Source organism: Salinigranum halophilum (assembly GCF_007004735.1).
Taxonomy (GTDB): Archaea; Halobacteriota; Halobacteria; order Halobacteriales; family Haloferacaceae; genus Salinigranum; species Salinigranum halophilum.
Genome location: NZ_SSNL01000004.1, coordinates 718,331 through 729,428, shown reverse-complemented (window position 1 = coordinate 729,428; position 11,098 = coordinate 718,331). Strand labels below are relative to the sequence as shown.

The following is an 11,098-nucleotide window of genomic DNA, read 5'->3' as shown; positions in this document are numbered from 1 at the left end:
CCAACCGAGACATCCACTCCCACCCCGACATCAACGCCGACACCCGACCCAACCGAGACATCCACTCCCACCCCGACATCAACGCCGACACCCGAACCGACTCCCACCCCGACATCAACGCCGACACCCGACCCAACCGAGACACCCACTCCCACCCCAACATCAACGCCGACACCCGAACCAACTAACACCCCCGATGAAAACGACGACTTCGGCGAATTCAAATTCGGGGAGGGCGGATACGGGGGAACGGTCTAACTGCGGAGGGTCTGACCCAACCGGTTTCGCGCCAAGCCACTCCAAGGTAACTTCCTCTCGGGGACGTAGCCCACAGGCCGTCTCCAATACCTGTCTATTGTCTTGATCGTTGAAGCGTGTCCGGACTCTCCGACGACCGGATTCACGGAGAGAATCCCGCCAGTCAGGACGGGCGTGAATCCGACCACTTCCGCCACGAACCACGGTTTATGCTGGTCGGGGTCGGTTTTCCGGCGACTCAACGCGGAAAATTGGCGATAAGTTGGTGTTCCCTCCGTCGGCAGAATCGATAACATACCTTCGACCGGACGCACGTCCACCGGCGACCCACTGAAAGGCGAGCATCAAAAACGCGAGCCTCCCGCGATCAGGCCTGTCCACCGTGGCTCACAGGGCAGCAGGTCGATAGCAGGGTCCGTGCCCGGATACGGAGAAATCAGCGTCCGGGGGCATCCCCCGACTCCGTTATCGACGACGAGGATGCACGGTGCAAGCGGATACCGCGTCCGAACGGACGCTGAAGACGACACACCTCTCGCGGGGTCGATGAATCGCGCACGAACCGAGATCCCCGCGCAACCGGGTTGATCTGCCCTCGTCGGACGACTCGGAGTCCCGCGCACCGTTTTCAGTGGTGCGCTAGCCGGTTCGCCCCCGAGCGCGGATGGGGAAACCCCCCGGTTACGCGGGGGAGGATGTCATCAGTGTGGAGTTACGATGGCCTTGACCAAGCTGGAATCCTGATACGGGCTCATCATCTGTTCTGTTGCTGAGCCGCTGAGAACGTGGAGAGGGTAGATGAAACAGCGTGGTGCAGCGCTGTCGTCAGCGCTGTCGGCGCCGAAGTCCGAACAGCACGGCGAAGACGAACGCGACGAGCGTGACCGTCACCCCGAGGCCGGGGAACTGCGTGTCGGTCGTCGTCGGCGTTGCCGTCTGTTCGGGCTGGGCCGTCGCCATATCAGTCTGAGCAGGTTCTGCGGTCGCAGTCGGTTCAGCCGTTTCCGGTGCGGCCGTCTCCGGTGCGGCCGTCTCAGTCGGTGCTGCCTCAGTCGACGTGGACTCCGGCGTCGGCTCGTCGGTCGGCAGCTCGCCACCACCGGCCATCCCATCGTCGTCCGAGTCTTCGCGCTCGTCTGCCGCCGCGCTCTCAGCGAACGCGAACGGCGAGAACCCGTCGGTCGTGGCCGTGTAAGTCACGTGCGTCGCGTTCTCGGAGGCGATTTCCGTCTCGAGTTCGGCCCACTCGCCGTCCGTGAAGTGCCACAGCGACACCTCGTCAGGGTCGAGGTCGCCGAGGCGGGACTTCGTGACCGTCGCCTCGATGGTCGACTCGCGGTTCTGGAGTTCCTGCGACACCTCGATGTCGAGGTAGATGGGGTCCGGGCCGTTCACCGCCGGGACGTCCTGCCCGGGCGAGGACTGCTGGCTGACGCGGACCTCCCCACTCGCGCCCGGACCGAAGTCGATGCTGAAGTCCGAGACGTCGTCGGAGACCCGCGAGAGCGCGAAGCGGCCGTTGTCCATGTTCCCGCCCTGACTCTGCTCGGGCGTAATCGTCAGCTCACCGCGAGTCGTCGTGATCTCCCGGGAGTTCTCGCCCGTGGCCACGTAGAGGTAGCCGTAGCGGCCGGTCGACCAGTTCTCGAGGGTCTCGACCGTCACTTGCCCGGTGTCTCCTCCCTCGACGACCGTGACGGAGGCGTCGAGCGTCACGGCGTCGTCAGTCGTCTCGTCGAGTGGTGCGTCCGAGTTCGCCTGCTCGGCGACGAAGTCGATGAGTTGTCCGCCCGAGATGAGTCCCGAGCTCCGGCCGTCCTGGATGTCCCCAAGACCGAAGACGTTGGGCGACCCCGAGATCGTCGCGACGCCGTTGACGTCTGCGATCTCACGCTCGATGGTCACGTCGTCCGCCGACAGGCTGTTCAGGTCGCCGTCGACGGTGAGGGTGACGTCTTTGTTCTCGAAGTTCCGCCGGTTGTAGACGACGATCGCGTGAGTGACGTCACCGTCGTCCTGTCGCGCGTCGACGTCGAAGGTGATGTCCTCACCTGCCGCGTACGTGTTACTGCCGGGGCTGGCTTCGGCGGGCTGCTGGTGTACGGTCGCCGTGTCGACACCGAGGACACGACTCTTGTTCTCGATGTTCAGGTCACCGCTGGACTCCTCGAAGCCACGGTCGGTGACACCCCAGCTGTTGCTTCCCTGGTAGTCCTGGACGAGGAAGAACACGTAGAAGCCCGCGCCGCGGTCCTCGTCGCCGAGGTCGTACGTCTCGACGATCTCGCCGTTACTGTCGAGCGTGCCGTAGTCCTCGACGAGGTCGAAGTGGACGTTGTCGTTGACGTTGTCTCTCGTGAGGAGGTCGAGCGCGCTGTCGGTCGTGAGGGTCGACCGCGACGCGAAGAGGTCCCGAGCCGCTTCAGTGTCCTCTTCGATGTGTGCGGCGACGAGCTGGACGTCCTGTCCCTGGAACGAACTCGTCTGGTAGCCGAGCCCACTCTGGAACTGGAGCTGGATCTCCGCCTCGTCGTCGTAGACGGCGACCTTGTCCTTGTTGAGCCTGACTCGTCCGGCGTCGTACTCCGTGACCTCGACGAACGGGTCGACGTTCTTGATCACCGTATCAGCGTTCCGCTCCGGGTTCGTCCGGAGTGGGAACGGCGCTCGGTTCCACACTTCGATGTCGTCCGATGCGTCGACGAAGTCTGGCCCCGAGATCGCCGCTCGAGGGTCTGTCTGTTCCGGGGCGAACGCCCCTGCCGTGACGGCTGGAATCATCCCGGTGACGACCAGGACGGACACAGCAATCACGAATAGTTGTCGCGATGACTCATCTACCATGCCGAACAGTCTTTCGTGCCGTCACATATGTGTTATGCTCTAGGCGGCGAATCTGTCGAGTTGACTGACGAGGAGTCGTGTATCTGCCGGTCTCGAGAACCAGTCGGACGTTCGTCTCGGGAGGACTACCACAAACGAGTGAAATTTAATAAAGAGAGTACACGTTCGTCCTCCCTCGAAAGTTTCTTGAAAGTTGTCAGCGCACGTGGAACCGAAATGTTCTCTCGTTCGCGTGTAGCCGTCTGTCTCGTAATCGTCTCGGTGCTCGCCGCCGGCGTGGTGCCACTCACCGTCGGGGCGGCGACGTACGAACTGAGTTCACCGAGCGCGGTGGACACGCCCGACCGCACCGTGAGCGTCGGAGGCGGCGACTTCGAGGTGAGTGAGTCGGCGCGTGTCTCACAAGGGCAGACCCTCGAACTGGACACGACTGGCCCGTCCGGTGTGTCCTACGCCGTCGAACTCCGCAACAGTGACCGTGAGTTCGTCGACGACGCCGAAGCGACTGGAAACGACCGCGTGACGTTCTCGACGTCGTCGCTCACGCCCGGAACGTACTTCGCCGTCGTCTTCGCCGACGGCAACGTCCAGGCGCTGCTGCCCGTCGTCGTCAAGAAGTACGACGTGTCATCGACGATTCCGTCGACGGCCGAAGCCGGCGCGTCGTTCGACGTGTCCGCGCAGTTGACGCAAGAGACGAGCGGACCGTCCGTGGACGCCGTCGAGGTGGCCGTTGCCGAGACGTCGTCCGAGGATATCGTCGTTCTCGAGGAACTCTCCGCTGACGGGTCGAACGAGTACTCCGGGACCATCTCGGTCCCTGACGAGGGTGAGTACAACACCTACATCTTCGTCCGCGGGGCGGACGAACTCGACGGCGAGCGGGTATTCTTGGGACTGTCCGACTCCACCTCGCTCGAGGTCGACCCCAGCGACGAGACCAATGGTGGCAGTGGCGGAGTCGGTGGTGCTGGTGGGGCCGACAGCAGCGACGAGTCGACGGAGACGCCGACGGCAACGCCAACCGCGACGCCGACCCCGACCGAGACGCCAACCGAGACGCCGACCTCGACCGAGACGCCCACGCCGACCTCTGACGACTCATCGGGCGATTCGGCAGCCTCGACTGCTGAAGCGACGGCCGAACCGACGGAGGAACCGACAACGGAGACGTCCGCGCCGCTCGGTGCGGTCCCGCTCCTCTTGGCGCTCCTCCTCGTGGCGGGACTCATCAGGCGGCTGCGTCGCTGAATAGGACCTGACACCGCGTCGCCTCGGTTTTCGATTGTCATCTCCAACCCTGCAGTACCTGGTACTCATTTAATATCAGATATACTAGTTTAATGTCGTGGTGGCGTTCTATTCTCAGGGGTCTCCTCACCGGTTCCGCTTCGACCCACGCGCGACGACGAACGGTACCAAGACGTTGGTCGCGCCTGGGCAGCCGTCACGTGCCCAGACAACGAGGCCGACTCCGGTAAGACCGAGTCCGAACAGGAACCAACCAGATGGTTCGAGGGTCATGAAAAATTCGATGAAAGTCATCTGGTAATCGTCAAGTGGGGCCGAGGTGAGGGGCCAAAAGAGATAGCCGAGCTGGGTGAACTCTCCTGTGACTGTCGGAGTCACACCGTCACCGAGGAGATGTGTATCCGGTCGCGAAAGCAAACAGTTCCGTCTCGCGCGCCCCGTCAAAGAGTGCGTACAGGAGTCCACAGATAAGTAGCAGTGTAAACACCGAATGACCCAAGCTGCGCCCCAATGGAAGAACATCGAACGTCCACGCGAGCAGTTTATCGACGATATCGGGAACCTGCGTCCCGAAGACGAGTAATAGTGCCGAGAGCCCGGTCGGGTGGGTGTGAGTGTCTGCCCGTGCCGTGTACCAATGATAGATGAGGTAGCCGAACGCCGCATGTGCCCAAGGAAGCATCCACTGAGAACCTCGCGCACGACACAAAGCCGACTTCGGTTCGAGGACGTGCACCGGCCCTGAAGTGGGACGTATCGGGAGTGTGACCTCTCTCCATGCGGAATCGACAGGTGAGACTATCTGCTTGAATTTATGTGAGTCGCGGTCCCACCATTGGGACAGTCTGATGTATCCCCGCCGTGACCGGTTCCTCGTCGGCCAGTTCGCGTGGATAGTGGCTGCGCTCTTTGTGCTCGTGCTCCTCGACTCGTTCTCGTACGAGCTGTTCTTCGTCATCTCACTTATCGGGCTCCTCGTCGTGACTGCGCTGACGATGCCGTTTCGCGTCACGCCGACCTGGCAACGACGTCTTCGCTGGGTGATCCTCGTGGGTCTTGTTGGCTTTGCGTACGTCGTGATACAACGCATTCTCGAAATACTTCCGCCGGGGGTGTTCTGACGTATGAGACCCCTTGATGATCTCTCGATACCGCAAGTGTTCCTGATTGGGCTTGTCGTCGTCGGCCTGCTTGCGCTCGCGTTCGCGGGTAGTACTTCTTCCCAGGCGTTCGGTACGTTCAACGCCGCATGGGACGGCTCCTCTGGGGTTCGGACGGCCGCTGCTGAGACGGGGGCACCCGTCGAGGTGGCTACCGAAACGACGGCCTACGATAGTGCCGGTTCGGAGACTGTCGCTCTCGTTCTTGCGCCAACTGAATCGTACTCACGTGCCGAGCTCGTCCGTATCCGTACGTTCGTAGAACGTGGTGGCACTGTTATCATTGCGGAGGACGTCGGTGACGGTGGAAACCGATTGCTCTCTGCCCTCGGAGCTGACATGCGCTTCGATGGCCGCATCGTCGCCGATCAACGCCACCATGGTCCGACAGTCGACATGCCGCTCGCGACGAACGTCTCTGACTCACCTTACACACGTGATGTCGACGCAATCATGCTGAACCGTGGCACCGTTCTCACGAATACGACGAGCGCGACAGTCGCGGTCCGGACCTCTGAGTTCGCGTATCTCGACGGCGACGACGACGGAGAAGTCGACGACAACGAGACGCTTCAGACGTTTCCGGTTGTTGGCGCCGAGCCCGTCAGTGAGGGGACCGTTATCGCGGTGAGCGACCCGAGCGTGTTCATCAACGCAATGCAGTCGCGGGCATCGAACGCTGCGTTCTTTACGAACGTGATCGGAGACGCTGACCGCATCCTCCTCGATTACTCACATGCGGGGAGTCAACCACCGGTTCGGGCGGCACTCCTGTGGCTCCAGCGCACGCCTCTCGCCCTCTCAGGCCTCGGCATAATCGGGGTCGTCCTCGTCACATATCTCGCGCGCACGGGACTTCCAACCCGTTCGTGGTACGGTAACGACGAGCAGCAGTCCGTTGATGAGGACTCACTGTTCGCGTACGTTCGTCAGGAACACCCCGAGTGGGACGAGACACGCGCACAGAGTATAATCTGGAGTCTCGTCTCTGACGAGACGAGCCACGAGGACGAGGACTCGTCCGTCCGATAAACCGCGGGGGGATTTGTCCCTGTTCGGTAAACGACGAGCTTCACTCCTCGTCGAGCGAGAGATCAGCCGCGATCATCTCAGTGGGAGGCCGCTTGGATCTGTGAGCCCTTCTTCCGACAGGTGTTCGCCGGGTCGGTGGCCGGGATCGACTTCCACGTCCCCGACTCCAGGTAGTGGACGGTCCCGTTCTGGTAGTAGCCAGGGAGCCGACGACTCTCGTTGAGGTGGTGGTGCTTGACAACCGACTTTCACACGTCGATGATCGCGTCGACGTCGACTGATTCGTCCAGCAGGGGCGGGCGATTCAGCACGCGGATTCGCCTGTCGAAATCGCCTCGCACGACCTCCCCTCGGAGCGGAGTCGACTTCCGGTAACTGAGGACGACGGCGCTGGGGAAGATCGGTGTGAACGTTTCGATCACCTCCTCGCAGCAGGTCGCACACGACGTGCTCACGATGAGCTTCACGCGGTCGAACACGCCCTCGCTCGCAAGCGCAGGTCAATGAACTTCGTCTGCGTGCCGTTTGCGAACACGTCTGGCGCTCTGTACTGGTGGCCGTGGAAGTACAGCAAGGCCGTCGCCGTCAGCACCCACGCCTCTGTCTTGGTAGCGCGTTCACGCCCATGCATCACCTGCGTGGCCACACGGTCGGCCTCGTGCTCGTATCGGTCGCCCGGGTCGTCGATATTCAGCGTCGGACCCACGCCACGTTTCACGAGCCGTCGAATCGCCCCGTTCCCCGGCTGCCGCCGGAGCGTTCGGAGCGGAGAGTCCTCGCGAGGCGACACGCGCTGCATCCGCTGGCCCGCCGTCTCCTCGCGACTCGGTTTCCCGCGCGTTCGCCCCGTCGTCGACTGCACCGCTGTTTCGACACACGTGTTCAATTGCAGTCAGGAAAACAATTCCCGCGGGGCTCGTCGAAGCGACAGTTGCCGTCCGCAATCGGCCGCGTCAGTCGGGGACCCCTCTCGCCTATTCGGTGTCGACAGCGGCGACGTCGTCAGTCTGTGGGTCCGTCTTCGATTCCGACTCTGATTCGTCGGCGTCGGCGTCGCCATCGGCGTCAGCGTCGCTCGCGAGTGCCTCGGGGTCCCACCGACACGTCACGAGCGCGGTGGCCTGCTGGTCGCGTTCGGTCACGACGACGTCTACCTCGATGGGCACACCGAGTGCTCGGCCGAGACCGGCCCCGAGGAACGAACTGATGGGGTGGTCGAACCCGGTCAGGTCGCCGTACAGCGGGTCGTCGACCGCGAAGGTGACGCGGCCGTCCGCGGCATCGAGGTCGACCTCCACGGCACCCGCGAGTTCGAGCGCGTCAGTCACCCCCTCTCGGATGGTGGCGGCGGCCTCCGCAGGGGTGGACGGGAGGTCGCTGCGGTACTGTTCTTCGAACGCGCGCAGGAGCGGTTCGGCCGTCGGTCGGAACGCCGCACCGGACCGCGAGGCCGTGTCGTTCACGACGAGCGGTCTGTCGAACGCGTCCTCCTCGAGGAGGGTACGGTCGTACTCCGCCAGTTCGGGGACGAACAGACGGGGTCCCTGTGGTGTCGAGAGGTAGACCCGCTTCGACGAGAGCCCGAGTTGGTCCGCCAGTGCGGATTCGTTGTCGGCCAGCGCGGCGTAGGTTCCCTCCCCGATGTCGAGCGGGATGAACTGCTCGGGGGTGAGAAACCGTGTGAGCACGGCCCCGAAGAGACCCGCCGCGGCGATGGCGAACAGCACGTCCTGCACGGCGGTGACGACGACCCCCGTGAGACCGAACACGACACCGACGGCGGCGAGGCCGAGCGCGGTGCGTCTGTAACGCGTCTCTCGGACGCCGGCGTACCGCTCGCGGAGGCGGTCGTTCTCCTCTTCGAGCCGCTTGAGACGGGCCCGGAGGATGGCCGTGTCATCGGTCACTCCGTCGCGCTCCGTTGTCGATGCTGGTGCGTCGGCCTCGCCGACACCGTTGGTCGAGCGAGGCTCCTGTCGATTGTTCTCACTCATGCGTCGAGTTCACCTGCGGCGAGGCCGAGTCGGACGCGCGCGTATCGATGGACCAGATAGGTCCCGACGGCGACGGTCCCGATGAGGACAGTGGCCCCCGTCGCGAGGCTGGTTCGTTCGGCGAGGGTGACCACCGCGACGGCGAGCCAGACCGAGATCGGCACGAAGAGCGCGCCCGTCACGAGTCGGTGCGATACCGGTGTCTCGGCGACGAGCAGGAAGCACGCAGCCGCCTCGACGAGGACGAGCCCGACAATACTCAGAGGAGTCGGCAACGCAACGAGTGCCAAGTGGAGGACGGCGACCCCGACGATACCCGTCGTACCGACAGCGATGGCGACGCTGACGACGGCGACGAGGGCACCGAGTCGGCCGGCTTCGAGAAAGAGGGCCCCGCCACTCACGCCGAGGGCGACCGCAAGGAGGGCGAGTCGACCGCGCTGGGTGACCGTCGATGTGCGAGACGACATTCGTCTTCCGGATACACATCCGATAGTAAATGCGTCCCGGTTCAGCACCCGATGACCCAGTCGATTCGCGCTCAACCCACGGCGTGGTCAGTCGTCTGCTGACCGTCGTCTACGGGTCTGTTGCCGACCCCGTTCGCTACCCTGCGCGAGGACGGCTCGGAGGCGACCGTCAGGAGCGACTTCATAGGCGTTCGCGCGCGGAATCCTGTGGATTCGCTTCCGGAACTCCTCGAAATCGACGAGGCGCTCGTACGCCGACTCGACGTCGGACACACCGCGGGGCTCGAAGAGGACGCTGGGTGTAACGAACGCAGTCGCTCGGTGGCTCCCGCGGGTAGCGAGTTTCATCGTCTCGACGACCCGTCCGCGTTCGGTGTCGTCGGTGAGGAGGACCGTCCAGGTCCCGCTCGATACCTCGCCGACGTGCTGCTGGACGGCGGTGAAGAGTGGGTCCGCAGACACCTGCGCGACGTAACTACCTGTCCGTGAAAAGTAAGGCATCAGCGTCAGCTCGAACGTCGTGAGCGGACCGGTCCGCGCAGTGAGCTGGGTGGATGCCGCCTGTGCATCGGCGGGGCCCGTCTCAGCAGTGACTGTACGCCGGTGTCGCGTCTGTTGCTCGCTACCGAGTGCGAGGAGTGTCTCACGAAGCCGTCGGTAGTGGTCGACGGTGCTCGCTGCGTCGGTTATCGTTCTGATTCCGTTGTCGTCGACAATCGTGAGCGCGACGGGGTCGTCAGATCGCTCCGTATTGCGGAGGATGCTGAGTGCGACCTCCCGGAGGTAGTCGAGTTTCGTCCGTGCCGAATCTCCCGCTGTAAGTGTCGAGCGCGCGTCGAGGACCAGCCGCGTGAGCTGCTCGCGTTCGGCCTCGTACTCACGGACGTGAGGGGTGTCGAGTCTCGCCGTCGTCTTCCAGTCGATTCGCCGCACCGAGTCGGTGGGCTGGTACTCCCGGAGGTCGGCGAAGTCGTCACCACGCGTACCCTGACTCTCCTCTTGATGGCTTCCGAACATCCCTCTGAGAGTGTCACCACCGGCTCCGACGTGGATATCACCCGTGCCCTGCGCCTCGGCGGTCACCGAGACCTGTTCATCGCGCGGGACGCGCTGTGTGAACAGTCCGTCTGGGCTCTCGTACGTCACGGTCAGGTCGGGAAACGAGAACCGACCGGCAACGGGAAACGACGGTGCACAGGTCGCGTGGGCGCGGCGCTCGCCGGGCGTGATCGTCAGCGACTGCGGCGCAGCGTCGACACTGGCCGGGAACGTGTAGTCGACCGTCACGGGATGGTCGACCGGGGCGTCGAGGGTGGCCGTGACTGTGACTGTCGTCTCACTCCCTGCTGGGACACGGCCGGGAGTCGCGTCGACGTCGACCGCGAGACTGTCGTCGGCCGTCGTGATGGTCGACACCGCGCGCGCGGCCGTGACGAGACAGTACGCACCGAGGACGCTGGCGCCGACGAGTGGGACGAACCGATTCCCGACGAGCGAAATCGCGAGCAACACGGCTCCGACTGCCGCGATCGACCACCACCGCCGTGTCGGCCGCATTACACTCCGTTCACCCCCGTGGGGCATTAGATGATGCGGTCTCTCACGGCTGGCGGTCTCTATCTGGTATGTGGAAGCACGTGTACCGTATGTTATTTGAGTTATGTCTTCACACAGTAATGTAGAATGAGTGAGACGGTCGATCAGCTCTCTGTTGAATCACTCGTCGTCGCGATTACGGACGTGGTCTCGGACGTCGAATCGTGTGAGCCGCTGGCGCTCCCACCCCTGTCGGATTCGGTCGACGTGGACGCACTCGAGTCGTTCTGCGCGCCAGAGACGTCCGGGGGCGGTCCGGTCGCGGCTCGATCGCTCGTGGTCTCTTTCGAGTACTCCGACTCCGTCGTCCACATCGACAGCGGCGAGCAGACCACAATCAGCGCGGACCCCGCGACAGACGAGACGCTGGCGCATCTGGACATCAGTCCGAGTGACGAGGGCGATTCGCTCTCTCACTGCGACTCTTGACCCACCCCTCGTCGATGGCTGACTGAACGACAACTTACATGTACGCCACGCGGTGAACGTGAGA

General features: G+C 63.5%; 11 protein-coding genes. 5 read left to right on the top strand and 6 right to left on the bottom strand.

Annotated features, from left to right (window positions below; genetic code table 11):
- The coding region (locus tag E6N53_RS12155; RefSeq protein WP_201741135.1) for a hypothetical protein at window positions 1–188 on the top strand (188 nt) is incomplete at its 5' end.
- Between the two features lie 895 nt (window positions 189–1,083).
- Here E6N53_RS12155 and E6N53_RS12150 read toward each other — a convergent pair.
- A complete protein-coding gene (locus tag E6N53_RS12150) occupies window positions 1,084–3,102 on the bottom strand; it encodes a PGF-pre-PGF domain-containing protein (protein WP_142859628.1) in 2,019 nt (672 codons plus the stop codon).
- A gap of 216 nt (window positions 3,103–3,318) precedes the next feature.
- Between E6N53_RS12150 and E6N53_RS20745 the strand changes: the two genes are divergently transcribed.
- From E6N53_RS20745 to E6N53_RS12130, 3 genes are all read left to right on the top strand, one after another.
- Complete coding sequence (locus E6N53_RS20745; protein WP_161596555.1) at window positions 3,319–4,353, top strand: hypothetical protein; 1,035 nt, start codon at window positions 3,319–3,321, stop codon at window positions 4,351–4,353.
- Window positions 4,354–5,201: 848 nt separating this feature from the next.
- The gene (locus E6N53_RS12135; RefSeq protein ID WP_136592369.1) at window positions 5,202–5,474 is read left to right on the top strand and encodes a DUF8044 family membrane protein; all 273 of its coding nucleotides are present in this window, start codon (window positions 5,202–5,204) and stop codon (window positions 5,472–5,474) included.
- A gap of 3 nt (window positions 5,475–5,477) precedes the next feature.
- Window positions 5,478–6,545, top strand: a complete 1,068-nt coding sequence (locus E6N53_RS12130; protein ID WP_142859618.1) for a DUF4350 domain-containing protein — start codon at window positions 5,478–5,480, stop codon at window positions 6,543–6,545.
- A 248-nt stretch (window positions 6,546–6,793) separates the two neighbouring features.
- Here E6N53_RS12130 and E6N53_RS12125 read toward each other — a convergent pair whose 3' ends face one another.
- From E6N53_RS12125 to E6N53_RS12105, 5 genes are all read right to left on the bottom strand, one after another.
- On the bottom strand, window positions 6,794–7,024 hold the full coding sequence (locus E6N53_RS12125) for a hypothetical protein (RefSeq protein ID WP_142859616.1): 231 nt from the start codon (window positions 7,022–7,024) through the stop codon (window positions 6,794–6,796).
- Window positions 7,009–7,344 (bottom strand): hypothetical protein, encoded by a 336-nt coding sequence (locus E6N53_RS12120; RefSeq protein ID WP_142859614.1) that lies wholly within the window; start codon window positions 7,342–7,344, stop codon window positions 7,009–7,011. Before E6N53_RS12120 ends, E6N53_RS12125 begins: the two co-directional genes overlap by 16 nt.
- A gap of 175 nt (window positions 7,345–7,519) precedes the next feature.
- A complete protein-coding gene (locus E6N53_RS12115) occupies window positions 7,520–8,539 on the bottom strand; it encodes a DUF7982 domain-containing protein (RefSeq protein WP_142859612.1) in 1,020 nt (339 codons plus the stop codon).
- Window positions 8,536–9,009 carry a DUF8163 family membrane protein gene (locus E6N53_RS12110; protein ID WP_142859610.1) on the bottom strand — a complete coding sequence of 158 codons (474 nt, stop codon included), beginning with the start codon at window positions 9,007–9,009 and terminating at the stop codon, window positions 8,536–8,538. The genes E6N53_RS12115 and E6N53_RS12110 overlap by 4 nt, the downstream gene beginning before the upstream one ends.
- 87 nt (window positions 9,010–9,096) lie before the next feature.
- Window positions 9,097–10,566, bottom strand: a complete 1,470-nt coding sequence (locus E6N53_RS12105) for a DUF58 domain-containing protein (protein ID WP_161596554.1) — start codon at window positions 10,564–10,566, stop codon at window positions 9,097–9,099.
- A 126-nt stretch (window positions 10,567–10,692) separates the two neighbouring features.
- On the opposite strand from E6N53_RS12105, the gene E6N53_RS12100 reads away from it, so the two are divergent.
- Window positions 10,693–11,034: a HalOD1 output domain-containing protein gene (locus E6N53_RS12100; protein ID WP_142859606.1), complete on the top strand. Its 342-nt coding sequence runs from the start codon at window positions 10,693–10,695 to the stop codon at window positions 11,032–11,034.
- Window positions 11,035–11,098 lie beyond the last annotated feature (64 nt).